The 24,957-nt window shown below is 60.0% G+C and carries 23 protein-coding genes; 13 read left to right on the top strand and 10 right to left on the bottom strand.

The window, feature by feature from the left end; all coding sequences use genetic code 11:
- Positions 1-85 precede the first annotated feature (85 nt).
- Together msrA and ACP0KA_RS10020 are read left to right on the top strand one after the other, a co-directional pair.
- Positions 86-742 carry a peptide-methionine (S)-S-oxide reductase MsrA gene (gene msrA, locus ACP0KA_RS10025; RefSeq protein WP_424628644.1) on the top strand — a complete coding sequence of 219 codons (657 nt, stop codon included), beginning with the start codon at positions 86-88 and terminating at the stop codon, positions 740-742.
- A 109-nt stretch (positions 743-851) separates the two neighbouring features.
- Positions 852-1,418, top strand: a complete 567-nt coding sequence (locus ACP0KA_RS10020; protein ID WP_424628643.1) for a polysaccharide biosynthesis/export family protein — start codon at positions 852-854, stop codon at positions 1,416-1,418.
- Positions 1,419-1,478: 60 nt separating this feature from the next.
- Here the strand turns inward: ACP0KA_RS10020 and ACP0KA_RS10015 are convergent, their stop codons facing one another.
- A complete protein-coding gene (locus ACP0KA_RS10015; RefSeq protein WP_424628642.1) occupies positions 1,479-2,150 on the bottom strand; it encodes a dienelactone hydrolase family protein in 672 nt (223 codons plus the stop codon).
- An 85-nt stretch (positions 2,151-2,235) separates the two neighbouring features.
- Positions 2,236-2,565: a hypothetical protein gene (locus ACP0KA_RS10010; RefSeq protein ID WP_424631550.1), complete on the bottom strand. Its 330-nt coding sequence runs from the start codon at positions 2,563-2,565 to the stop codon at positions 2,236-2,238.
- A gap of 83 nt (positions 2,566-2,648) precedes the next feature.
- On the opposite strand from ACP0KA_RS10010, the gene ACP0KA_RS10005 reads away from it, so the two are divergent.
- From ACP0KA_RS10005 to ACP0KA_RS09995, 3 genes are all read left to right on the top strand, one after another.
- A complete protein-coding gene (locus ACP0KA_RS10005) occupies positions 2,649-4,001 on the top strand; it encodes an acyclic terpene utilization AtuA family protein (protein WP_424628641.1) in 1,353 nt (450 codons plus the stop codon).
- Between the two features lie 3 nt (positions 4,002-4,004).
- Entirely contained in the window at positions 4,005-4,349 is a 345-nt protein-coding gene (locus ACP0KA_RS10000) for an AtuA-related protein (RefSeq protein WP_424628640.1), read from the top strand.
- Positions 4,350-4,442: 93 nt separating this feature from the next.
- Positions 4,443-5,366, top strand: coding sequence for a DMT family transporter (locus tag ACP0KA_RS09995; RefSeq protein WP_424628639.1), 924 nt, complete (start codon positions 4,443-4,445; stop codon positions 5,364-5,366).
- A 12-nt stretch (positions 5,367-5,378) separates the two neighbouring features.
- Here the strand turns inward: ACP0KA_RS09995 and ACP0KA_RS09990 are convergent, their stop codons facing one another.
- Positions 5,379-5,606, bottom strand: a complete 228-nt coding sequence (locus ACP0KA_RS09990; protein WP_424628638.1) for a hypothetical protein — start codon at positions 5,604-5,606, stop codon at positions 5,379-5,381.
- A 155-nt stretch (positions 5,607-5,761) separates the two neighbouring features.
- On the opposite strand from ACP0KA_RS09990, the gene ACP0KA_RS09985 reads away from it, so the two are divergent.
- On the top strand, positions 5,762-6,001 hold the full coding sequence (locus ACP0KA_RS09985) for a hypothetical protein (protein WP_424628637.1): 240 nt from the start codon (positions 5,762-5,764) through the stop codon (positions 5,999-6,001).
- Positions 6,002-6,103: 102 nt separating this feature from the next.
- Here ACP0KA_RS09985 and ACP0KA_RS09980 read toward each other — a convergent pair whose 3' ends face one another.
- Positions 6,104-6,844, bottom strand: coding sequence for a TetR/AcrR family transcriptional regulator (locus ACP0KA_RS09980; RefSeq protein WP_424628636.1), 741 nt, complete (start codon positions 6,842-6,844; stop codon positions 6,104-6,106).
- A gap of 186 nt (positions 6,845-7,030) precedes the next feature.
- On the opposite strand from ACP0KA_RS09980, the gene ACP0KA_RS09975 reads away from it, so the two are divergent.
- Both ACP0KA_RS09975 and ACP0KA_RS09970 read left to right on the top strand, forming a co-directional pair.
- A complete protein-coding gene (locus tag ACP0KA_RS09975) occupies positions 7,031-8,236 on the top strand; it encodes a cytochrome P450 (RefSeq protein ID WP_424628635.1) in 1,206 nt (401 codons plus the stop codon).
- Positions 8,237-8,405: 169 nt separating this feature from the next.
- Positions 8,406-8,687, top strand: coding sequence for a DUF3551 domain-containing protein (locus ACP0KA_RS09970; RefSeq protein ID WP_424628634.1), 282 nt, complete (start codon positions 8,406-8,408; stop codon positions 8,685-8,687).
- 94 nt (positions 8,688-8,781) lie between these two features.
- On the opposite strand, the gene ACP0KA_RS09965 is transcribed toward ACP0KA_RS09970, so the two are convergent.
- A complete protein-coding gene (locus ACP0KA_RS09965; RefSeq protein WP_424628633.1) occupies positions 8,782-11,112 on the bottom strand; it encodes an arylsulfatase in 2,331 nt (776 codons plus the stop codon).
- Between the two features lie 761 nt (positions 11,113-11,873).
- Here ACP0KA_RS09965 and ACP0KA_RS09960 point away from each other — a divergent pair.
- Both ACP0KA_RS09960 and ACP0KA_RS09955 read left to right on the top strand, forming a co-directional pair.
- Positions 11,874-12,551, top strand: coding sequence for an FkbM family methyltransferase (locus ACP0KA_RS09960; RefSeq protein ID WP_424628632.1), 678 nt, complete (start codon positions 11,874-11,876; stop codon positions 12,549-12,551).
- 85 nt (positions 12,552-12,636) lie between these two features.
- Positions 12,637-14,442, top strand: a complete 1,806-nt coding sequence (locus tag ACP0KA_RS09955; RefSeq protein ID WP_424628631.1) for an ABC transporter ATP-binding protein/permease — start codon at positions 12,637-12,639, stop codon at positions 14,440-14,442.
- A gap of 18 nt (positions 14,443-14,460) precedes the next feature.
- Here the strand turns inward: ACP0KA_RS09955 and ACP0KA_RS09950 are convergent, their stop codons facing one another.
- Both ACP0KA_RS09950 and ilvD read right to left on the bottom strand, forming a co-directional pair.
- The gene (locus ACP0KA_RS09950) at positions 14,461-14,631 is read right to left on the bottom strand and encodes a hypothetical protein (RefSeq protein WP_424628630.1); all 171 of its coding nucleotides are present in this window, start codon (positions 14,629-14,631) and stop codon (positions 14,461-14,463) included.
- Positions 14,632-14,760: 129 nt separating this feature from the next.
- Positions 14,761-16,605, bottom strand: a complete 1,845-nt coding sequence (ilvD, locus tag ACP0KA_RS09945; RefSeq protein WP_424628629.1) for a dihydroxy-acid dehydratase — start codon at positions 16,603-16,605, stop codon at positions 14,761-14,763.
- Positions 16,606-16,965: 360 nt separating this feature from the next.
- On the opposite strand from ilvD, the gene ACP0KA_RS09940 reads away from it, so the two are divergent.
- From ACP0KA_RS09940 to mddA, 3 genes are all read left to right on the top strand, one after another.
- On the top strand, positions 16,966-19,008 hold the full coding sequence (locus ACP0KA_RS09940) for a YgiQ family radical SAM protein (RefSeq protein WP_424628628.1): 2,043 nt from the start codon (positions 16,966-16,968) through the stop codon (positions 19,006-19,008).
- 304 nt (positions 19,009-19,312) lie between these two features.
- Entirely contained in the window at positions 19,313-20,287 is a 975-nt protein-coding gene (locus ACP0KA_RS09935; protein ID WP_424628627.1) for a tripartite tricarboxylate transporter substrate-binding protein, read from the top strand.
- Between the two features lie 458 nt (positions 20,288-20,745).
- Entirely contained in the window at positions 20,746-21,531 is a 786-nt protein-coding gene (mddA, locus tag ACP0KA_RS09930) for a methanethiol S-methyltransferase (RefSeq protein ID WP_424628626.1), read from the top strand.
- 137 nt (positions 21,532-21,668) lie between these two features.
- Here the strand turns inward: mddA and ACP0KA_RS09925 are convergent, their stop codons facing one another.
- Genes ACP0KA_RS09925 through ACP0KA_RS09915 form a run of 3 tightly spaced genes read right to left on the bottom strand, consistent with a single transcriptional unit; the run spans position 21,669 to position 24,955 of the window.
- Positions 21,669-23,006: a cation:dicarboxylate symporter family transporter gene (locus ACP0KA_RS09925; RefSeq protein WP_424628625.1), complete on the bottom strand. Its 1,338-nt coding sequence runs from the start codon at positions 23,004-23,006 to the stop codon at positions 21,669-21,671.
- A 42-nt stretch (positions 23,007-23,048) separates the two neighbouring features.
- Complete coding sequence (locus tag ACP0KA_RS09920; RefSeq protein WP_424628624.1) at positions 23,049-24,038, bottom strand: Ldh family oxidoreductase; 990 nt, start codon at positions 24,036-24,038, stop codon at positions 23,049-23,051.
- On the bottom strand, positions 24,035-24,955 hold the full coding sequence (locus ACP0KA_RS09915; protein WP_424628623.1) for a hydroxyacid dehydrogenase: 921 nt from the start codon (positions 24,953-24,955) through the stop codon (positions 24,035-24,037). The genes ACP0KA_RS09920 and ACP0KA_RS09915 overlap by 4 nt, the downstream gene beginning before the upstream one ends.
- Positions 24,956-24,957: the final 2 nt, after the last annotated feature.

The following is a 24,957-nucleotide window of genomic DNA, read 5'->3' as shown; positions in this document are numbered from 1 at the left end:
AACATATGATGGCGCGGCGCAGGCGTAACATCCTGCCGTATCTTGCGTAGATACATATATAAGTGATCCACGGAGGAATTGAGCGATGTTCTTTATGCGCAAATCTCTTGAGATCCCAACTGCGGCAGACGCGCTGCCCGGCCGCGCAGCGCCGCTTCCCACTGCGAAAACCCATTTCGTCAATGGCCATCCGCTGAAGGGGCCTTATCCTGAGGGCCTTGAGACCGCGGTCTTCGGCCTTGGCTGTTTTTGGGGCGCAGAGCGCAAGTTCTGGGAGCTCGGCGATGGAGTCTACGTCACGGCGGTTGGCTATGCCGGCGGCTCGACGCCAAACCCGACTTATGAAGAGACGTGCTCGGGCCGAACCGGCCACACCGAAGCGGTGTTGGTGGTCTTCGATCCGAAGAAAATCTCTTACGACGATCTGCTGAAGACGTTCTGGGAAAGCCATAACCCGACCCAGGGCATGCGTCAGGGCAACGACATCGGGACACAGTATCGCTCCGCGATTTACACCATGAGCGATGCTCAGATGAAGGCTGCACTGGCGTCGCAGGCCGCGTACGGCAAGGCGCTTGCCGCCAAGGGATACGATGCGATCACCACCGAGATCGCGCCGGCTGGCGAGTTCTACTTTGCCGAGGATTATCACCAGCAGTATCTGGCGAAAAATCCGGGCGGTTATTGCGGTCTGGGCGGCACCGGCGTGTCGTGCCCGATCGGGGTCGGCGTCAGCGCTTAAGCGCTTGCGTTACCAACTCGGGTTCCCAGAGGGGCTCGGTTGCTGCTTACCCTTTCTTAACCATACCAACTGCAAACCGGGCCTGTTCAGAGCAGGCCCGGAGCGTTTCATGCGCGCGTCTCGATTACCGCTGATCGCTGTTTTTCTGTGTGCCTTCGCGGTGTCCGGTTGCATGCGTCCGGCCGCGCCCATCGCCTCCGCCTATGCTGCCGTCGATGAGCCCTATCGGCTGGATGCCGGCGATCGGCTGCGGATCGTCGTCTATGGGCAGGAAGGTCTGACCAACACTTATACGGTCGATGCCGGCGGGGCGATCACCATGCCGCTGATCGGCGGAGTTAGCGCTCGTGGTTTGACGCCCGCTGAGTTGGCGGCCGCGGTCACGGCGCGACTGAAAAAGAACTATCTGCGCGAGCCTTATGTGGCCGCTGAAGTCGAAACCTATCGGCCCTTCTTTATCCTCGGCGAGGTCACGGCTCCCGGACAGTATCCTTACGTGCCGAACATGACGGTCGAAAGCGCCGTGGCGATTGCGGGTGGATTCACGCCGCGAGCCCAGCGTGATTCAATGGCGCTGACGCGCACCGGCGGCGCCGGCACCCAGCGCGCCACCGTACCGCCAGCCACTTATCTGAAGCCCGGCGACACGATCGTCATCGGGGAGCGGTGGTTTTAAGAGCCGGAGAGGGTGGGATGAGTTGCTCTCATCCCAATGCCACGTCTTACTGCAGCGGTGTTACTTTAAATGCGCGGCGAAGAACGCGAGGCTGCGCTTCCAGGCGAGATCGGAGCTTGCCTTGTCGTAACTCGCGCGTTCGTCGCAGCCGAAACCGTGCTGCGCCCCCGGATAAATGAAGATCTCCACCTCCGGCCGCTTGGCTTTAATCGTTTCGACATCGGTGAGCGGAATGCCGCTGTCCTTTTCACCAAAATGAAGCTGCGTCGGGACGGTCGGCTTGTCGTCCGCAAAGCGCACCACGGCGCCGCCGTAATAGCCGACCGCGGCCTTGAGGCCGGTCAGTTTGGTCGCCGCTGCATAGGCAATGCTGCCGCCGAGGCAAAAACCGATAATGCCGACCGGCCCGCTGCCCCTCGCCACGTCGATGGCGGCCTGCGTATCGCGCAACATGGCGGTCCAGTCGGGATTGGCGACAAATTTACGCGCGACGGCGACTTCATCCGGCGAATAGCCGGACTGGAAGTTGGGCTCGATGCGATCGAAGATCGCGGGCGCAATCGCGACATAGCCTTCATTCGCCAACCGATCGCAGATGTTGCGGATATGCGAATTGACGCCGAAGATTTCCTGGATAACGACAACTGCGCCCTTCGGAGCCGAGGTGGGGTCGGCACGATAGGCCCCCAGTTTGAAGCCGTCTGATGCGGTCAATGTAATGGTCTGTCCCATGTGGACGGTCCTTCCATGTAAGGGGGAGCGAGTTGTCCGTGACGCCGCAAGGCAGCCGCATCAAGGTGGCCGCACCGAGGCGCGTCTATCGCCACATCCAGTTGCGGCTCCAGTCGCCTTTCCAACCGGTGAGGCGGCCACCGCGGAACAGCAGGTAAAGCGGATCGTCGCGGTACGACCAGCGGCTGCCGCCGACATTGCGGATGACCAGGAAGGTTTCATTACCGGGCTTTCCGCTGACGTAAGTCAGGGGTTGTCCCAGCGCGTCTTCCGCGTCCGCGGCGCTCATGCCGAACACCAGCGGCGTCGTATTGGACAGTGTCGTGGTGAAAGGCGAGGGAGGCAACCGCTCTGCGCGCGCAGGCGTATGCGCAAGAGTGAGGGCGACAAGCGAAGCGAAGACCACTAGTTTCATGACGCGTAGTTTCATGGTGCGAATTTTTCGTCGGTTTTGCCTGGCAAGGCAAGCCTCAAGCCTCGGGAAGAAGGATCAACTTTTTGTCGGCATTGCGCATAGGTGCTGGATCGGCGTGGTGGGGAGACCGCATCGAGCCCGCAAAACTCAACGCCGAGCGCGGCGATCTCGATTATCTCTGTTTTGAGACCATGGCCGAAGCCACGGTTTCCGCAGCGCAGGTGCGTAAACGGCGCGATCCGTCTTTCCCGGGATACGACACCTATCTCGATGATCGTATGAAGGCCGTGCTGCCGGGCTGCTTGAAGCGAGGCACCAAGATCATCAGCAATCAGGGCTGGATCAATCCGGACGGAGCGGCGCAGCGCATCGTCGAACTGCTGCGCGAGCACGGAGCCCGCGGCAAGAAAGTGGCGGCAGTCTCAGGCAGCCTGATCACCGATCGCATGGCAAAGCTGGGCGGGACGATTCTGGAAAACGGTGAACCCGTCGGCTCGATCGCATCGGATCTGATCTCCGCGGAGGCTTATCTGGGCGCGGAGCCGATCGTCGAAGCGTTGCGCGGCGGGGCCGACATCGTGATCACCGGCCGCGTGGCGGATCCGTCTCTGTTCCTGGCGCCGATGATGCACGAATTCGGCTGGCAGGCCGACGATGCCGTGAGACTCGGTGCCGGCAGCGGTCTTGGTCACCTTTTGGAATGCGGCGCCCAGGTCACCGGCGGCTATTTCGCCGATCCGGGCTTCAAGGATGTGTCCTCGCCATGGGATCTTGCATTCCCCATCGCGGAAGTGGACTCCGACGGCAGTGCGGTGATCACCAAGGTTGCCGGGACCGGCGGCGCGATCAATGCGATGACCATGAAGGAGCAGATGCTCTACGAGGTCCATGACCCGGCGAATTACATCACGCCCGACGTGGTGGTTGATTTTACCACTGCTGTGCTGGAAGAGGCTGGTCCTGATCGGATGCGGGTGCGTGGTATCAGCGGCAAGCCGCGCACGCCGACGTTGAAAGTTTCCATGGGCTGCATGGAAGGGTTCATCGGCGAGGACATGTTCTTTTATGCCGGTCCTGGCGCCCTGCGTCGTGCCCGGCTGGCCAAGAAAATTCTGGAAGAGCGCTTCCGCATTGTCGATCTGAAGGCGGACGATCTGCGGATTGATTTCGTCGGGTTGAATGCCATCCATGGCGAGGCAAGCCCGCCTGATACGCCCGAACCCTACGAAGTCGCGGTGCGCGTCGCGGCCCGCACGAAAACCCGCGAAGAGGCCTTGAAGGTCGGGCGAGAGATCGACGGCATGGCCGTCTCGGGCGTCGCCATGACCGGTAAGCGCGTGCCGCATCAGGACCGTACCCGCGAAATCATCGGCGTCTGGTCGACACTGGTTCCGCGCGAGGCAGTGCCGCCCACCATCACCTGGTATGAGAGCTAAGCGATGCAAGTCAAACTCGAGCGCGTGGCGCACGTCAGGTCCGGCGACAAAGGCAACACATCGAATATTTCAGTGATTGCCTACCGCGATGAATTCTACCCTCTGCTGAAAGCACAGCTGACCGCGGAACGCTTCAAGGCGTTCTATCACGGGGCCATCAAGGGCAATGTCACACGCTATGACGTCGACAATCTCGCTGCGCTGAATTTCGTGGCGGAGGGCGCGCTGGGCGGCGGCGTTTCGCGCAGCCTCAGTCTCGACAACTACGGAAAGGCCTTGTCGGCGGCGATCCTCGGCTTCGAGATCGAAGTCCCCGACCAGTACGACAACCTGCTGCAAGGCGGATAATTCCGGAAGCCGGATAAACTTCGATCCGGATCGAACCACTTAAATTTGCCGGCATGGCATAGTGCCGGAGATATTGGACACCACGGCAGCCCTATGACAATTGCAATCGAGACCCGCCAGCGCCCGCACTTTGCGACCAATCTTGCGCTGCTGCTGATTCTGGCGACGCTGTGGGGTGGCTCCTACACCTTCATCAAGATTGGCGTCGCGACCATTCCACCGATCACGCTGATTGCAGGCCGCACGTTGATTGCCGGTGGGGTTCTTCTGTTGGTGATGTGGATGCGCGGCATCAAGATGCCACGAGATCCCGCGGTGTGGCGGCGCTTCATGATTCAGGCCTGCCTCAACAGTGTGCTCCCGTTCACGCTGATCGCGTGGGCGGAGCGCCACGTCGACGCGGGTCTCGCCACCATTCTTGGATCGAACGCACCGATCTTTGCTTTCCTGCTCGCTGTGCTGTTCGTTCGCCACGAGCGGCCGACGCCGCGCCAGTCCCTGGGCGTGGCTGCCGGTTTGGCCGGTATCTGCCTGGTGGTCGGGGTCAATGCGTTCAGTGGATTGGGGCAGCAGCTGCTCGCGCAATTCGCGCTTGTGTTCTCGGCGGTGAGCTTTGGGGCGGCGGCGCTGTTCGGGCGGAATTTCAATGGGCTTGAATCAATCGTGCCGGCAGCGGGATCGATGATCTGCGGTGCGATCATGCTCGTGCCCGTCAGCCTTGTGGTTGATCGACCCTGGACGCTCACACCTTCCATGAACTCGATCCTGGCCTTGATCGGACTTGCGGTGTTCTCGACGGCGCTCGCCTTCGTGATTTATTTCAAGCTGATCCAGACGCTGGGTTCGGTCGGCGCCACGGCGCAAGCCTATTTGCGTGTGCCAATCGGTGTCGCGCTCGGCGTGGTTTTTCTTGGCGAGTCCTTGTCGTCCACGGCATTGATAGGATTGATCTGCGTCATTGTCGGCATTGCCGCCATGACGATTCCAGCGCGGAAAGCCGCAGCAAAATCATCCTGACGCTGACGGTGCTTATGTTGTGCGTTTGGCTGAACGTTTCGCCGTTTTCCGGGGCCGCGTTTCCTTGAGCGAGCTTACACTTTTACGCAGCGCGTCTTTCAGGTCGATCGGCACGCCGTGCTTCTTGAGCAGATCGGCAAATGCCTCATCCGCGAGCTCTTGCAGCGTTGCCATCCGATCGCGGCCAAGTTGTATGAGCGCTTGATAAGTCTCGTCGTCAAACGCGATGACTTTGCGCATCTCATGTCCACTCATTGTTGAAACTGTGACTCAAACCGCCATTGAGTATAGCAGGTTCGGTGAGTGAGACCTCACGCATGATGTGATCAATCGAGAGGGAACGTATTGCGCGCGCTGAAGTTGGGCGCCTGTTGTCTCGAGAAGGAGAAAAACTCATGAAGAAAATCCTGCTTGCCGGCGCCTGTGCGTTGGCGCTGTCAGCTACTGGCGCATTCGCTCAGACCAATGAAAGTGCCGCGCCCGGCGCAAAGTCGAGCGGCACGATGTCGCCGAGTGGCGAGCGCCACATGAAGAAGGGACACACGAGCAAGACCACGGGCAGCGCGATGCATAAATCGGGCGCCAAATCGCAGACCGGTGGTCAAGGGACGAATGAGGGCGGCAGCGGCCGCTGATCGCGATCAAACTGTGTCATGGAAAGGCCCCACCTGGGGCCTTTCTCTTTGCCTCGTCGATCCGTCCCCGGGGTTCTGTCAGATCGATTGACGCGAACGCTGTTATGAACGACGGCTGGTTTGCTGCTTCTTTGTCGCCCTGCGTTTGCCGGACTGCGTCCGCGCCATGAACAGGGCCCGCATATAGCCAGGTTCAGCCATACGGACGCTGCCATCCGGCAAGCCAAGAATTCGGTCGAGGGCAATTTCATACAGCTTGATGCGCTGGTCGAACGCGTTGATGGCATCATCGAGCTGTCGTGCGGTGCTGGCTGCGAGCGCACGGACCACCATGTCGTGGGTTGCCGTGCTGAGCTGCATCATCATGTCGGCAACGCCTTCAGGATCGAAGGTCTTGAACGTGCCGTCTTCAACTCCACGTCTGATCAGATCGGCCAGCACGGGCGCAACCAGTGCTGACGTCGCGGCCGTGACCCGATGGAAAAGGATGAAATTTTCAGGCTTGAACAGGGCCTCGAACAAGCCCCATGCAATCTCCGCGTTTTCCATCTTGTTTTGGCGGCCCCGCGCGAGAAACGCGTTCAGCCGCGAGAGTGCATCGAGATCCGACGTATCCATCCTCTCGATCTGAGTGAGCGCGTGCTGCGCAAATCGTTCCGCTAGGGATTCGAGCAGCGCCTCCTTCGAGGCGAAGTAGTGATAAAAGGCGCCTTTCGAGAGGCCGGCTGCCGCGATCACATCGTTGAGGCTCGCATTGTCATAGCCGTGTTGGAGAAACAGCGCCTGCGCGCAATCAAGGATTTCGCCGCGTCGCTGTTCGGGATGCTTGATGATGCGCGGCATGCGTCCTTGTTGTTCCTGCAATGAAGTTATGTGGCGCCGACATGGCCCTAAGCTTGAAATAGACCAATGGTCGGTATAATAGACCAGTGGTCGGTATTCGCAAGCGCGCGCGGTGACGCTTTGGGCGGTTCCGGCCAACGACTGCAGGTGGCGAGAAGCCCCTTTGTGGTTGCCAGGAGGTCATTCATGACGTTCCACGCAGACTTCTCAAGCCAGGACTATTTTCGCAATCCCGTCGACGCGCTGGAAAAATTGCGTGCCGCCGGACCCGTCGTTGAAGTCCAATTTCCAATCGTCGGAAAAGTCTGGACCACGACCACGCAAGCTCTGGCCGATCGGGTGTTGAAGGATAATGAGACCTTCACCATCCGCAGGGACGACGGCAACATCGCGGGATACCAGTGGTGGATGCCGGGTGTTCTGCGCACATTGGCCAACAATATGCTGTCGATGGACGAGCCGGATCATGGGCGATTGCGAGACATCGTCGACGAAGCCTTTCGTCGTCGCGCCGTGCTGGAGATGGAGCCGCACATCCTTGCGATCAGCGATCAACTGGCCAACGAGTTATTCGAAGCGGGAAGTCCGGCCGATCTCGTGGACCGCTATGCCCGCAAGCTGCCGTTGTCGGTGATTTGCGAACTGCTTGGTCTGCCGCTGGCGGATCGGCCGAAATTCTCGGCATGGGCCGGCGGCTTCACACGGCTGTCGGGTGCGCTCGGCTTTCTCAGCATGATCCCGAATATCATCGCGATGAAGCGCTATATGCGGCGGCAAATCGAGGCGGTCCGGCAGCATGGCGGCGAAGGATTGATCGCCGAAATCGTGCGGGTGGAGAAGGAGGGCGGACGGATTGCGCCTGATGAAATGGTCGCCATGGTCTTCCTGCTGCTGTTCGCAGGCCATGAGACCACGACGCATTTGATCAGCGGATCGGTTTACGAGCTTCTGAAGAATCCCGGCCTGCGCAATTGGCTGGCGGAGGATTGGAGCCGTGCTGATCTGGCCGTGGAAGAATTCTTACGGTTCATCACGCCCGTGCAATTCACCAAGCCGCGCTTTGTGCGCAAGGATATCGATCTCGGCGGCGTGAGGTTGAAAAAGGGTGAGAAGGTGATGGTCATGCTTGCCGCCGCCAACATGGATCCGCAGGCCAATCCTCATCCGGGGCGGCTCGACATCCAAAGAAAGCCGAACCGGCATATGGCATTCGGTACCGGTATCCATTTCTGTCTCGGTCATCAGCTCGCGCGCATTGAGGGCCGCTGTGCGCTGAAGGCGCTATTCAAGCGCTGGCCAAGCCTCGAGCTGGCGGTTGATGAATCGCAGATCAAATGGCGAAAGCGACCCGGCATGAAAGCGATCGAACGCTTGCCGGTGTTAGCAAACTAGCCCCACTGGTCTTTTCATGATTTCGCGACTCGAGCCCCGACGGTGTTCGGGGCTTTGCGTCACGTTGTTGTTAAGCGTCCTCCAGACGATAACGGATAGGCTTTGGCGCCGGCCGACATATATCTAGATACAGTGCTGTCGTCGTGCGTGTCGTTGCCTCTCGGAGTTCATGATCATGCGATTGTTTGCTTTAGTCGCTTTAGCCACCTTAACGATTGCCGCCGCGATCACATTTAGCGGCCCCATGGCGCAGGCAAGGGATTATCCGTTCTGCAGAAGGGGCGAGGGCGGTCCTGGTGACTGCAAATACGATACCTACGAGCAGTGTCTCGCCGCCGTATCCGGGACCGGTGGTCAGTGCCAACCAAACTACTGGCTTCGGCAGCCGGATCCCGCATTGTCAGGCCGTCGCCCGCCACAGAGTCAGCGTTTTTATGGTCCGGGATATTGAGCTTCCTCGGTTCGCATCACGCGCTGAGCGCAGATTGAAGCCGCGCGGTCACAACCGCGCGGCGTCTTGTTGAACGCGTTGGCACCGCGTCCGCCTAGTCGACCGCAAAGGCGCCGGCCGCCAGTTTTTCCAAATCGAGGTATTGGCGTTTTTCGATGGTCACGCCAACGAACAAGATCTTTCCGCCCTTGAACGTTCCGGGCGATTTGTACTCTTCGCTGACGGCATCACCGCTGTCGCGTCCGATACACAGGCCGTCACCCGAGAGGGTAAATTTGCCCGGCTGCGTTTTCATGTCGCCTTGCGCTGAGATCTTCTCGTTGACGTAAAGCGTTGTCTTGCCGAGTGACTCGCCGTGTTTGCCGGTTTTGCCTCGAATGAATTCGACGCCCACCGTGTATTTGCCGGGCTTCAATTCCCCGGAAACGAACTTTTGTTCCGGCTTGATGCCGAGGAAATTGTACACGTAGTAGAGCTTCATATCCTTGATGAAGAGCGTATGGCCGCCGAAGCGGGATCCATGGGCGAAGATCACGCCTGAGCAATCCGAATCTGTAATCTCGATATTCGCCAGAATCTTGTACGTGCGTCCGCGCACATTCACGGCCACGCCCTCCGGAACGGGAGAAGTATCCGGATAATACATGTAACGCTCGCGCGGCTTTTCCTCGCTGGGCCGTTCGACGCCCAGCAGTTCGGCGGCGCTGCGATCGTCCAGCGGCAGCACGTTGTTCTTCTTGGCTTCCTCGAACCACGCCTTAACGAGCGCCTTGAGCTTGGCCGGATAGCGCTTCGCGACATTGGTGGCCTCGGAGCGGTCCGCATCGACATGATAGAGTTCCCACTCGTCCTTGTCGAAATGCCCCTTGCCGGTCAGGGGCGCATGGATCGCGGCGGCCTTCCACCCTTTCTCCCAGATCCCGCGCGTTCCCAGCATGGCGTAGTACTGGCGCTTTTTCTTGGTCGGTGCGTTGGGCTTCGCGGCGAAAGTATAGCGCATCGACACCCCGGACACCGGATGCTGTTTCACGCCGCGATAGGCCTTCGGCATCTGCAACCCGCAGACATCGAGGATGGTCGGCACGATGTCCGTCGAGTGATGATACTGGTTGCGGACTTCTCCCTTGGCCTTGATCCCTTTGGGCCAGGAAATGATCAGCGGGCAACATGTGCCGCCGGAGTACTCCGAGTAGCGTTTGAACATCTGGAACGGCGTGGAAAAGGCCACGGCCCAACCGGTCGGATAGTGATTGTAAGTATCCACGCTTCCCAGAACGTCGAGATATTTCAGGTTCTCGGACAACTCGTCGGGATAATTGTTGAAGAACTTGTTTTCGTTGACCGAGCCGTTGGGGCTGCCTTCTCCCGAGGCGCCGTTATCCGAGCAATAGAAAACAATGGTGTTGTCGAGCTGGCCGCTCTGTTCGAGATAGTCGATCAGCCGACCGATCTGCACGTCGGTGTATTCCGAGAATCCCGCATAGACCTCGGCCATGCGGGCGAACAACTTCTTCTCGTCGGCATTAAGCGAATTCCAGGGCCGCACGGCGTCGCCCGGATTGGCGATCTCGCCTGGAAGCGGGTTGATCGGGGTGAGTTTGGTATCTTTCGGCAGCAGCCCCTTTGCGATCATGCGCGGCAAGACCCACTCGCGATAAGCTTCATAACCGTCGTCAAATCGCCCCTTGTACTTGTCGATGTAGTCTTGCGGCGCGTGGTGTGGCGCGTGATTGGCGCCAGGGCAGAGCCACATGAACCATGGCTTCGAGGGATTGCTGGCCTTCTGATCGCGGATCATCTGCATGGCATTGTCGACGAGATCTCTGGAGAGGTGATAGCCCTCCTCCGGGCTATAGGGCTGATCGACAAACTTGTTGTCATCGACGAGGTCCGGATACCACTGGTTGGTTTCGCCTCCGAGGAAGCCGTAGAAGCGATCAAACCCTTTCTGCAGGGGCCACTCGCTGCGGCTCGCGCCGGCCGAGATATCCTGCTCTGGAACGTTATGATCCTTGCCGAGCCAGAACGTGCTCCATCCGGAATCCTGAAGGACTTGTCCGATAGTGGCGCATTCGGCGGGGAGGCGTCCGCTCCAGCCCGGGAACCCCTGTGCTGCCTCGGTGATGCATGAGCAGGCATTGAGGTGATGATTGCGGCCGGTCAGGAAGGTCGATCGTGTCGGTGAACACAGGGCCGTGGTGTGCCATTGCGAATACGTCAACCCGCGATCGGCGAGACGTTGAAGCGTCGGCATATTGATCGCGCCGCCATAGGGGGACCATGCGGCCATTCCTGTGTCGTCGTACAGAATGATCAGGACATTCGGTGATCCGTCGCGGGCCTTGGGGAGCGTGTATGGCGTCCAATCCGGCTTTGAATCGCGGATATCAAGCTTGATGACGCCGTGAAAGGCTTTCTTGGGCATGGCTTGCTTTCCTCTGGTGACGTTGATGTGTTCGTACGTTCCCCAAGGCGCACTCTCGTTCGCAGCAATGTTCCCCATGCGATTGCAAGCTGATCGCTTGCGGTATCTTGCAGGTCACCTCCTTCGCTTGTGTTTTGTCAGAGCAGCGGCCCCTTCAAGTATCGGAAGATGGAATCTGGCGGAAACGCGCAAAACGAAATCGGCACGAGCGAGATCCGTCATGCCGGCGAGCACCGCCGTAAAGGGGATGTTGTTTCGAATAAACCCTCGTCGTGTATGGCCATCGTCATGGGGCTGACCCGTCCCGAGCTGCGCCAAGATCTGTCCGGAACAAGAAACGCCGGAGGTCTCTTCACGCACTAAGCTGCGAAAACGATAACGATCGACGCTTCGAGCCGCGCCGAAATCCGCTCATTCAACAATGTAAAGCCGGCTGATTGTTGCGCCCTTAACGGGCAGCGAGAGAGTGCTCAGAATTGAAATATAGCAGCGGCGAACTCGCCTGGCCGGCAACGCTCAGACAACTTATAAGACTTACGAGCAGCAATTTGCTAAGATGAAAGAGGATATTGGCGAAGCGTCGTTGGTGTCAAGGCATCGGAATGCGGGAAAGTCTATTCTCATGCCACAGGTTGCAGATGTCGCGCGGCGACATTCTCGTTCCCGCACATCATCCGATTGCGAACGAATTGCTTGCGTGGAAGCCGGACTGGAAAACGCAGATCGTTGGGAAGACGTTGGCCATGCGCGCCGGTGCATTCGTGGATGTCGGCGCGAATTGCGGCCAGACATTGATGGATTACTTCGCGGCTCCAGTGACGGCCTCGTATTTCGGATTTGAACCAAATCATCATTGTGTCAGCGCGCTTGTCGATATTGTCCGCGTCAACGGTCGCTCGGATTGCTCTGTAATTCCGGCGGGCCTCGCCGATGAAAACGCCATTCGGAAATTATTGCTTGAGAAGGATTCGATCGTCGATTCGTCCGCGAGCATTGAAATCGGATTGCGGCCGGATCGCGAGTGGGCTGTGCAATTTGTAGCCTGCTACACATTCGATGCCATTCGCCAGAGCATTGGTATCGGCGAAATTTCTCTCATTAAAATCGATGTTGAAGGCGCGGAGCTTTCCACTCTTCGTGGAATGCAGGAAACACTCAAAGAAGGTTGCTGGATTCTTTGCGAAGTGCTGCACAGGGACAGCAGGGCGGATGCGCGCGCGTTTGCGTCGAGAATGAATGACCTCATGACGCTCATCGGCGGTTTGGGCTACATTTGTCTCAAAATTGAAAAGAGCGATGATGGCAGTGCTGTTCGCGGGCTTGTGAAGATGGCCGAATTCCCAAACAAGATCTGGACGTGGGACAACGCGTCGGAATGCGATTATATGTTTGTGCCGGCCCAGGACAGTGACTTGGTATCTCGGCTGTTTGCGACATAGCTGCGCGGCCGCAGGCCAGCACGAGTAAAACTGCAAGCGACATTCGGGTTGAAACGATCTCGTCCATCATCTGGAGGCGGATCTCATGCTTTCAATGGCAAGAGCTGCACGGATCGAACATCGCGATTTACTCAAGCGCTTCTGGAAAAGTGCCCGAGGCTTTTGGGGTGCCAGAGGTGACCGGTTGGCCTGGGTGCTTACAGGCGGACTGCTCGTCCTGATCGTTGTGCACGTCTTCTTGCAATATCGCATCAATGTCTGGAACAGGTCGATCTTCGATGCCATCGAGAAAAAAGACGCGTCAGTCGTTCTGCAACTGACGGCGATTTTCTTCCCGCTGGTTGCCGCAAGCGTGGCGTGCAGCACCACGCAGGTCTTTGTCCGAATGGGAATTCAGCGCCACTGGCGGGGGTGGCTCGCGCGTGGCGTTGTTGGACGTTGGCTCAAGAACGGTCGCTACTACCAGCTCAATCTGATCGATGACCGCCATCAGAATCCGGAATACCGGATCGCGGAGGATCTTCGTGTCGCCACCGACGCGCCGGTAGATTTCTTCGCCGGCGTCACGGTGGCATGTCTCTCGGCCGCGACGTTCATCGTTGTGCTTTGGAAGATCGGCGGTTCGGTCTTCGTGCAGATTTTCAATGTCAGCGTCGTTGTGCCGGGGTTTCTCGTCGTGGCGGCTGTCGTGTATGCCGTCGTTGCCAGCAGCCTGATGGCCGTTGTCGGCCGGCATTTCGTTTCGGTGTCGATCGAAAAAAATCAGGCTGAAGCGGAGTATCGCTACGCCCTCATGCGGGTGCGCGAGAACGGTGAAAGCATCGCGCTGCTTGGCGGGGAAGCCGAGGAGCGGGCCGACATCCAGCGCTCATTCGGCAATGTGATCAACAAGTGGGCCTTGTTGTGCGGCCAGCACATGCGGACCACGGTGGTCTCGCAGGGATCGAGCCTGCTGGCCCCGGTGGTCCCGATTCTGCTCTGCGCCCCGAAATTCCTCGAAGGCGAGATGTCCTTGGGCCAAGTGATGCAGGCGGCGTCGGCGTTTGCCATCGTGCAAGGCGCCTTCGGCTGGCTGGTGGACAATTACCCGCGGCTGGCCGACTGGAACGGCAGCGCGCGGCGCATTGCCGTTCTGATGACCTCGCTCGACAGGCTCAGGTCCGACGAACGGGACGAAGGCCTTCGTCGCATCAAGCGCGGTCAAGCCGCAGGACCCGCGCTGCTGCACCTCGACGATCTATCGGTGACGCTGGATGATGGAACGACCGTGGTCGCGCGATCGCGCATGACCATCGAGCCGGGGCAGCGCATTCTTGTGGCGGGCGAATCCGGCTCTGGCAAAAGTACGCTCGTGCGGGCGATCGCGGGATTGTGGCCATGGGGGAGCGGCCGCGTCGATCTCGGCGCCGGACGGCGATTATTCCTGCTGCCGCAAAAGCCCTACATCCCATCTGGCTCACTGGCGCGCGCGGTGGCGTATCCGGGCGCGGTGGAGACTTGGTCGCAGCATCAGATCTGTGCTGCGCTGAACAAGGTGGGTCTGGGGCATCTCGAGAAACGCGTGACGGAAGAGGCGTCGTGGGATCAGATCCTGTCAGGCGGTGAGAAGCAAAGACTGGCGTTTGCCAGGATCATCCTTCACCGGCCCGATATCATCGTGCTGGACGAGGCGACATCGGCGCTCGACGCGCGTAGCCAAAGCCGGATGATGACATTGCTCGATCAGGAAATGAGAGATGCGGCCATCGTCAGTGTCGCGCACCGCGCCGAGTTGGAAGTCTTTCACGGCCGCAAAGTCACCCTCGAAAGATGCCCGGGTGGGGCAAGACTGGTGTCCCGAATTCAAAGCCCGCCTCATCCCGTGATGCGCGGTGCGGCCGCGAGCCTGTGATCGCAGCCTTAAGCAGCTTTACTCCAGCGGTTTGTCATCATCCGTGGGCGGTGCTTCCACCGGTGACACGAAATCACCGCCGCCGAATTCCTCTTCAGGTGGCGGGAACGGAGCCTCGTGAGCCTTCTTTGCGGTAGGCTTCGCAGCCTTGGTGGTTTTCTGTCCCGGCTTGCTCGCTGCTTTGACCATGTCAAAACTCCGATCTCGACGAGGGAAAGCGCGATGTTCGCTGGAAAAAGCTCAACGTCGCAAATCACAATCGGGTCACACCCGCACGAGACGGGCTCCAGGGAGTCCGTCTCGTTAAGTTACAGCCCCTTATTCGGGGACGACGCGCACCGCACCGTGGGCGGCGCTGGTGGTGAGCGCAGCATAGGCCTTGAGCGCCATCGACACGTTACGGGTCCGCTTCTTCGCTGGCTTCCAAGCCTCCGTCCCGCGCGCGATCATAGCTTCCCGGCGCTTGGCGAGCGTGGCGTCGTCGACCAGCAGATTGATCGAGCGCGCAGGAATGTCGATCTTGATGAGATCGCCGTCTTCAACGAGGCCGATCAGGCCACCTTCCGCTGCTTCCGGCGACATATGGCCGATCGACAGACCTGACGATCCGCCGGAGAAGCGCCCGTCGGTGATCAGCGCGCACTGCTTTCCGAGGCCCTTCGATTTCAGGTAGCTGGTCGGATACAGCATTTCCTGCATGCCGGGTCCGCCGCGCGGGCCTTCATAGCGAACCACCACCACATCGCCGGCCTTGACCTTACCGCCGAGGATGCCCTCGACCGCGGCATCCTGGCTTTCGAAGATGCGGGCCGGTCCTTCAAACTTCAGGATGCTGTCGTCGACACCTGCGGTTTTGACGATGCAGCCGTCGAGCGCCAGATTTCCGAACAGCACGGCGAGACCGCCATCCTTGGAGAAGGCATGCTCGAAATCGCGGATGCAGCCCGCGGTGCGATCGGTGTCGAGTTCTTCGAACCGCTTCTCCTGACTGAAGGCCGTCTGCGTGGGCACATTGCCCGGCGCGGCTTTATAGAACGTGCGGACGCTGTCACTCTTGGTGCGCTGGATGTCCCAACGGGCCAACGCGTCATCCAGCGTCTTGCTGTGGACCATCGGCAGGCCGCGATTGAGGAGGTTCGCGCGGTCAAGCTCGCCCAGGATCGCCATCACGCCGCCTGCGCGATGCACGTCTTCAAGGTGCACGTCGGCAACGGAGGGTGCCACTTTGCACAGCACCGGCACCCGGCGCGACAGCCGGTCGATATCCTGCATGGTGAACGGAATTTTGCCTTCATAGGCCGCGGCCAGCAGATGCAACACGGTGTTGGTCGATCCGCCCATGGCGATATCGAGGGTCATGGCATTTTCAAACGCCTTGAAGCTCGCGATGTTGCGCGGCAATGCGGTCTCGTCGTCCTGCTCGTAATAGCGGCGTGCGAGATCGACGATCAGGTGACCGGCTTCGACAAACAGTCCCTTGCGATCGGCATGGGTAGCAAGGATCGAGCCGTTGCCAGGCAGCGCGAGGCCGAGCGCTTCGGTGAGACAGTTCATGGAGTTGGCCGTGAACATGCCGGAGCATGAGCCGCAGGTCGGGCAGGCGGAACGCTCGATCACTTCGACTTCGGCATCGCTGACTTTATCGTCGGCAGCTGCGACCATGGCGTCGATCAGATCGACCGCGCGCTTCTTGCCCTTGAGAGTGACCTTGCCGGATTCCATCGGTCCGCCGGACACGAAGACGGTCGGGATGTTGAGGCGCAAAGCTGCCATCAGCATGCCGGGCGTGATCTTGTCGCAGTTCGAGATGCAGACCATGGCGTCCGCGCAGTGCGCGTTGACCATGTACTCCGTGCTGTCGGCAATGATTTCGCGCGACGGCAGGCTGTACAGCATGCCGTCGTGGCCCATGGCGATGCCGTCGTCGACCGCGATGGTGTTGAACTCTTTGGCGACGCCGCCGGCCTTTTCGATTTCGCGCGCGACGAGCTGGCCGAGATTCTGAAGATGGACGTGACCGGGAACGAACTGGGTGAAGGAGTTGACCACGGCGATGATCGGCTTGCCGAAGTCCTCGTTCTTCATGCCGGTGGCTCGCCAGAGGCCACGTGCGCCTGCCATGTTGCGGCCATGGGTCGTCGTTCTGGAGCGGTAGGCAGGCATGGTTTGTCCCTTAAGTCTTTGTGATTTTGAGAAGTTTATCTTCTAAATGGCGAACCGGCGAAAATGAACGGGAGCTGGCGCAGGGGCGCTATGCGGTGGGCCTATTTTTTCCGGTTTCGGTTGGTTCCGCAGGATATCCGAGCCTTGGGCGCCGGAAAAGGGTGGGAAATCGGGGGTGCGGTCACTGGAGGTCGTCTCGGGCGATCACGGCGCGAGCGGTGCACCGGTCAGCCCCAAACACCAAACATTTATCTCGTTGAGATAGTACGACAATATTCTTGATCACGGGCGTCGTCGCAGGCCGTCGAAATCGCCGCCGGTTGGTTGAATTTAAAGGTCCGGGGTCTTATGCGTGGCGCCATGAATACCACCACGAATGCACTCGCTGTCGCTGAAAAACCCTTGATGTCGTTGTCCCCCACCCGGGCGTCTTCCGGCAAGGCGGCGCCGTTCCTGCCCATGAGCCGCGCCGAGATGACGGCGCTCGGCTGGGATGCCTGCGACATCGTGCTGGTGACTGGCGACGCCTATGTCGATCATCCGAGCTTCGGCATGGCCATCATCGGACGGCTGCTCGAAGCCCAAGGGTTCCGGGTCGGCATCATCGCGCAGCCCGATTGGCACTCCGCCGAGCCCTTCAAGGCGCTCGGCAAGCCGCTTGTGTTCTTCGGCGTCACCGGCGGCAACATGGATTCGATGGTGAACCGCTACACGGCGGACAGACGGCTGCGCCATGACGACGCCTATACGGCCGGCGGCGAAGGCGGCAAGCGGCCGGACCGCTGCACCATCGTCTATGCCCAGCGCTGCCGTGAAGCGTTCAAGGATGTTCCGATCGTGCTCGGCGGCATCGAGGCATCGCTGCGCCGCATCGCGCATTATGACTACTGGTCCGAGAAGGTGCGCCGGTCGATTCTCGCGGATGCCAAGGCGGACCTCTTGCTCTACGGCAATGCCGAGCGCGCCGTTGTCGAAGTGGCGCATCGCCTCGCTGCCGGCGAGGCGCCACGCGAACTCGACGACGTGCGCGGCGTCGCTCTGTTTCGCCGCGTGCCGGAGAATTACACGGAACTGCACGCCGACGATCTCGACTCTGCGGATGAGGGCGCCGGCCGCCAGCGCGGCGACACGGTGATCCGGCTGCCGGCCTGCGAGCAGGTTGAAGAGGATCGCGAGGCCTATGCCCGCGCGTCGCGCGTGCTGCATCGGGAAAGCAATCCCGGCAATGCGCGCGCGCTGGTCCAACGCCACGGCGATCGCGATCTGTGGCTGAACCCGCCGCCGATTCCGCTGACGTCGGAGGAGATGGACGCGGTCTACGATCTGCCCTACGCCCGCGCGCCGCATCCGTCCTACGGCGATGCCAAGATCCCGGCGTGGGACATGATCAAGTTCTCGGTGACGATCATGCGCGGCTGTTTCGGCGGCTGCACGTTCTGCTCGATCACCGAACACGAGGGCCGCATCATCCAGAACCGCTCGGAGGGCTCGATCCTGCGTGAGATCGAGCGGATCCGCGACAAGACACCGGGCTTCACCGGTGTGATCTCCGACATCGGCGGGCCGACCGCCAATATGTACCGGATGGCGTGCAAGGATCCAAAGATCGAAGCAGCGTGCCGACTGCCGTCCTGCGTGTTTCCCGACATCTGTCCGAACCTCAACACCTCGCATGACGATCTGATCCGGCTCTATCGCAAGGTGCGCGAGACGAAAGGCGTCAAGAAAGTGATGGTCGCGTCCGGCGTGCGCTATGACCTCGCGGTGAAGAGTCCCGAATACGTCAAGGAGCTCGTCACGCATCACGTCGGCGGCTATCTGAAGATCGCGCCCGAGCACACCGAGCGCGGCCCGCTCGACAAGATGATGAAGCCGGGGATCGGCACCTACGACCGCTTCAAGGAGATGTTCGAGGCGGCTGCAAAGCAGGCCGGCAAGAAATACTTTCTGATCCCGTATTTCATCGCGGCGCATCCGGGCACGACAGACGAGGACATGATGCACCTCGCGCTCTGGCTGAAGAAGAATCGCTATCGCGCCGATCAGGTGCAGACCTTCCTGCCCTCACCGATGGCGACGGCCACCGCGATGTATCATAGCGGCGTCAATCCGCTGCGCGGCGTGCGGCGCGGCGCGAGTGAAAAGGTCGAGGCGATCAAGGGGCTGCGACAGCGCCGGCTGCACAAGGCGTTCCTGCGCTATCACGACCCGGAGAACTGGCCGGTGCTGCGCGAGGCGTTGAAAGCGATGGGCCGCGCCGATCTGATCGGCTCACGCCCGGACCAACTGGTGCCGGCGCATCAGCCGCCCGGCACCGGCAAGGCCGCCGGCACGCGGCGCCCGATCCGTGGTGGCGGCAAGATGCAGCGCTTCACCACCAAGGGCGTGCCGCTGAAAAACTGAAATCGCTTGTCGCTCGTGAAGCCGGCGGCCGCGCGCAAGCGAAGGCCTTAAAGCCGTGGTGGCCGGCGCGGCCGCCGCTTCGTCGGCATAGGCCAAAGGCGCGACGTCGACCTGCGTGCCGCGTCCTGCGCGGTTTCTACACGCTGAAGGGCGATTTCGCCGCCAATGTCGTCTCGGGTCGACTCGAGAGCAGCTATCGGCTGCCTGATGGACTTGTCTCAGTGACGCCGCACCCGTCGAGCTCTCTTGTATAAGATATGAGATATGATATTGAGGGAGGGCTACAGATCTCTTGGGGGGCGTGATGTTCCGGGCATTGAGGTTTATCGCGGCGTTGATGGTGCTGGCAGGGAGCGCTCAGGCGCAGTCCTTTCCGAACAAAGTGATTACGCTCGTCGTGCCCTTTGCGGCAGGAGGTCCATCTGACGTCATCGCGCGTCTGATCGCGCAACCGATGAGCCAGAGTCTGGGCCAACAGATCATCATTGAAAATGTCGTAGGAGCAGGCGGAACGTTGGCGGCCGCCCGGGTCGCACGAGCTGCACCCGATGGATACACGATCATGATCCATCATCTGGCGCTCGCCGCGGCGCCGAGCCTCTACAGCAATCTGACCTATAACACGCGGACTGCGTTTTCTCCGCTCGGACTTGTCAATACAGGGCCTATGGTGCTGCTCGGAAAAAAGACGCTCGAGGCCAAGACTGCGTCAGAACTCATCGCATACATGAAAGCGCAGGGTTCTAAGCTCACGATGGCGCATGCAGGTAACGGCTCCAACGCTCACCTCTGCGCGATCTTGCTCGGCAAAGCACTCAACATCAAGCCGGTCTATGTCCCCTATAACGGCACTGGGCCGGCGATGAACGATCTGGTCTCAGGTCAGGTCGACGTGCTGTGCGATCAGTCCACGACGTCGGTGCCGCAAATTCTCGGCGGAGGCGTCAAGGGATATATCGTGACATCCGATAAGCGCCTGGATGTCATCAAGGATGTCGTGACCGCCCGCGAGGCGGGCCTGCCGCAATTCGATATGACGATCTGGCACGGTCTTTACGCCCCAGCCGGCATTCCGCCTGACATCGTGGCAAAGTTGAATGACGCCCTGCGCAAGGCGCTTGCCGACCCGATGATCGTAGACCGCTTCATAGCGGCCGGCACCACCACATTTCCGTCGTCCGAATGGGCGGTCGCCGCACACAAAGCTCGGTTTGAGTTCGAGGTCGAGCGCTGGAATACCTTCTTGAAGGAGGCCGGCGTGGCGGCCGCTGCCCGCTAGGTCGCCGTTCGCTTCCAATCCATCAAGTACGGCCGAACGACGACGTCGCCCTCATCATCAGATCGGCCCGGCAGTGAGGCCGGAGCGGTTGTTGGGTGATATCCGTCCCTGCTGACTCGAACCGGTTCAGCTTCCCGAGCCACACAGAAGCCGGCGCCATCAACCGACAATGCTCCGTGGCCGTACCGTTGATGCTCTGAATCTTCCGCTTTCGGCGGCATCGCGGACTTGGCCGGATTTGCTGCTGGCTCGACCCGGTCGCGAATGACCCAAGGCAGACCTTGCGCCTCACATTGGCGCGGTGCGCGCTCGTACGGACGATTGGGCGCGATCGCCTCACGACACCTCAGGTCCAGTCGCACAGAATCCGTTGGCAGTAGAGTCAGCGGCGACGCATCGCGCCAGCGGGGTCGACTTTGGCAACGGCGATTTCGTAACTCACATCATGAGAATTGATTATGTCCACATCCCTGCAAGATGAGCCAGCACATCGGCCGGCCTTCGCCCTCGGCTCGCTCGTCGCACGGAGCTTCGTGCTCGGCTATGGGACGCTCGCCTATCTCATCTTTCTCGGCGCGTTCCTATACGCTATCGGCTTCGTGTCGCAGTTCCTGGTACCGAAGACAATCGATAGTGGTGCGGCGAACTCGCCTCTGCATGCCATGATTGTCAACCTCGCACTGATGTCGCTCTTCTCCGTCCAGCACAGCGGCATGGCGCGACAAGGCTTCAAGAAGCTGTTTGCGAGCTTCGCCTCGCCTGCGCTCGAACGCAGCACCTATGTGCTGCTGGCGAGTTTGACGCTTCTGTTACTGTTCTGGCAGTGGCAGCCAATCACGACGGTCGTTTGGCAAATCAAGTCGTCTACGCTTGTCTCTGTCGCGACTGCCGGAGGCTTTCTCGGCTGGCTGATCGTGCTTTACAGTACTTTCCTGATCAACCATTTCGAGCTGTTCGGCTTGACTCAGGTGGTCACTCATTTCACGGGTCGGCTCGGCGAGCCGATCAAGTTCAAGATGCCCGGCCTCTATCGGGTGATCCGGCACCCTATCTATCTCGGCTTTATCATCGCATTCTGGTCGGCGCCGACCATGACGCTGGGCCATCTGTTATTCGCGGCAGTGACGACGACCTACATCTTTGTCGGTATCTGGCTCGAGGAGCGCGATCTGGTCACGTTGTTCGGTGAGGAATACCGCCACTACAAGCAAAAGGTCGCCATGTTGCTGCCCGGCGTGTTCTGAACATATGTGGCGCCATCAACCTCTCCGAGCGGCAGAGTCATCGGCGCGCGGCCTGGTTTTAGGACGACGCCTCTGCGCGCGAAGGCGTCGTCTTTTCAACGATTGCAGCGATTGGACTGGAGGGTGCAGCAAGCGTATCAGGTCTGTAAGCTTGCCGACGACTCCCGCAATGGTGGCGTGACGTACGTTGGTGCTACGATCTCATCGTCGAGAAGCGGCACCTTGCCCTGCAGCACCGCACGCATGCGCGGAACGTCGAGCGAATTGTCCCAGCGAGCGATCGCCAACGTCGCTACAGCGTTTCCGATCAGATTTACGACTGCGCGCCCTTCGTTCAGAAAGCGGTCGACACCGAGTGTGATTGCGATACCGGCTGCCGGGATGACCGGATGGGCGAGCATTGTCGACACTAGAGTGACCAACACGCCGCCTGTTACACCTGCGGCCCCCTTGGATGTCAGCATGAGAAGCAGAAAGAGCGTTGCTTTGTCCGTCCATGACAAGTCGAGATTGAGTGCCTGAGCGATGAACAGCGGAGCCAGAACGAGATAGAGTGCGGTCCCGTCAAGATTGAACGAGTAAGCCGTCGGCAACACGATACGAACCACGTCCGGCTTGCAGCCGAGATGTTCGAGCTTGGTAATGAGACGCGGCATTACGGCCTCGGACGTGATGGTGCCGAACACGATGGCAATCTCTTGCTTGATGTAACGCATGAATTCGATCAAACCCGCGCCGCACCATCGCAATACCGTCCAGAGGACGATAACGATGAATAGGACAACACCGACATAGTAGGCCAGGACCAGCTTCATGAGCGGAAGCAGTGCGCCGATGCCGAATTTTCCGATGGTGAAACTGATGGCGCCAAACGCGGCGAGAGGTGCCAGCCGCGTAATCATGCCCATGATGCGAAACAGCCACTGCAAGACCTGATCAAGGACCGCGTTCAACTGTGGAGCTTTGTCTTTGATGGTCAGAAGCGCGATGCCGCCGAACACCGCCATCACCAACAGCTCGACAACGTCGTTGCGCACGAAGGGATCGAATATCGAGACAGGAACGAACTTCAACAGCAACGGACCGCTGGCGGCCGCGGCCTTGGTGGCTGTGAAGCTGCTGATTCCGGCGGGATCCAGATCGGCGGGATTGACGTTCAAGCCGGCGCCAGGTTGCATGATCTCGCCGACCGCCCACCCGATCAGCATGGCCAGCGCCGTGACAATTTCGAAATAGATGAGCGCTTTGAGGCCTACACGCCCCGCCGTGCGAAGGCTTCCGGCGGACGTGATACCATGGACGACCGCAAGAAAGACAAGCGGACCGACGCACAGCTTGATCAGTTTGACGAAAAGGTCAGCCAGAGGCTTCATCTGAACGCCGAGAGCCGGATCCAGCACACCAAGTGCGAGGCCGGCAATAATGCCAATGACAACCTGGACGTACACGTGTCCCATGGCTTTGAATGCCTTCATTGCCACTGTCTCCCTGTTACTTCTGATTATTGTGTTTGGTACTTAGTTGTCGGCGAGGGCCTTGATCTCGGGAGGGATCGCGAGACCTTCGCGCGCCGCGCGCGCGCGGATGGCTAATCGCCGAGAGCCGGGCAGTCGCGCGCCATCCTGTGCGTCGATCGCGCCGACAAGTGCCGCGACCCGGTCGAGGAATCTTTGGTGGCCGAACGCCGCGGGATCGATCGCAAGGATCAATTGCCCGGTCTGAGGTGGACCGCCTTCACCATCGAGAAACGAGGATGCTTCGAACGCGAGATTGGAGCCCGTCAGACACGCCGCGAGTATCTCAACCATGAAAGCGAGTGCTGCGCCTTTCGCATCGCCGAGCGGGATCATGGTCCCTGCCAGCGCCGCGGCTGGATCGGTGGTTGGATTTCCATCCGTATCCAATGCCCAGCCTTCGGGAATCGATTCGCCACGTTGCTTCGCGGCCGCGATCGGACCGCGTGCGACCTTCGACAGCGCAAGATCCACCACGACGGGGTGCTCTCCCCGCGTTGGCGTCGCGAATGCGATCGGATTCGTTCCGAAGACGGGTGTTCGGCCACCCCATGGAGCCATGGCGCTTGGTGTATTGGCGAACAGCAAGGCCACCAAACCCTGACGGGCCAGCGCTTCACATGGCAGGCCCGCGGCGCCGCAATGGTTCGAGCGGTTTATTGCCGCAACGCCGATCCCCTGTGTCGACGCGATGTTCGGCAATTGCGTGAGAGCCAGATCGATGGCCGGGTAGGCAAAGCCGCAAGCAGCATCGATGGCCAGGACGCCAGGGCGGGGGAGTGTTTCGCGAGGCGTGGCCTTGCCGTCTATTTTCCCGGTCTTGACCATCGCCAGATAGGTGGGGATTCGCGAGAACCCATGGCCGCGAAGACCATCGGCCTCTGCGGCGACCAAAGCGCGGGCCACGGACCGCGCGTTATCAGAACCGCACCCGTATTTGCCAAATATCGCCGCCACCAGGTCGATTGCGTCCGCTACAGAAAGTACACTCATGCATCCAACGCCTTCTTCACATTCGTTACGGTCACCCACGATACTCTTACGTTCGACTCGTCGGTCACGCCGGCGATATGCGGCGTGAGGATCAGGTTGGGCACGTTTTCCAAGAAGCTTCCAGCCCCGAGCGGTTCTTTCGCGAAGACATCAAGCGCGGCTCCGCCGAGTGTGCCGGCAATGAGCGCCTGGACCACGGCTGCTTCGTCCACGATCCCGCCTCTTGCGGCATTGATCAGGATCCCATTGGGCTTCATCAGTTGCAGCGCAGCGCCGTCGATGAGATTTTTAGTTTCCTCCGTGAGCGGAACGTGGAGGCTAACGACATCGGCTTCGGCCAGAAGTGCAGGGAGCTGTCGCTTCTCCACATTGGTCGTCGCGAATTGCGAATCGTCCGTGTAGGGATCATAGGCGATGACGTGCATGCCCATCGCCCGCGCCAGCACGGCGGTTTGCTTGGCGATGGATCCGAAGCCGACCAGACCCAACACTTTACCGCCTATTTCACGACCGATCAGCGCTTCGCGTGGCCATTCGCCCGCAGCGACGCGTGATGTTGATGTGTAGGCGCCGCGCAATAGCATCATTGCCGCACAGATCACATATTCTGCGACCGATCGATCGTTCGCGCCCGTTGCCGGATAGACCGAGATTTGTCGTCGTTCGCACGCCAGGAGGTCGATGTTATCGAGACCTACGCCCAAGCGGCCGACAACGCGTAAGCGGGAGGCTGCCTCGAGTAACCGATCGCGAACCTGGGTGCGATTACGTACGATCAATGCGCGTGCACTCTCGACCAATTTGATGAGTTCGTTCGGGCGGTCGACCAGCGTCGGATCGTAGACGACATCGAACCTCGCCAAGCCTTCGCGGACGGCCGCTTCATCCATGAATTCGCTGATCACGATATCGGGCACGA

Source organism: Bradyrhizobium sp. SYSU BS000235, from assembly GCF_049747295.1.
Taxonomy (GTDB): domain Bacteria; phylum Pseudomonadota; class Alphaproteobacteria; order Rhizobiales; family Xanthobacteraceae; genus Afipia.
Note: the sequence above shows the minus strand (reverse complement) of the source record. Positions and strands in the feature narration are given on the sequence as shown.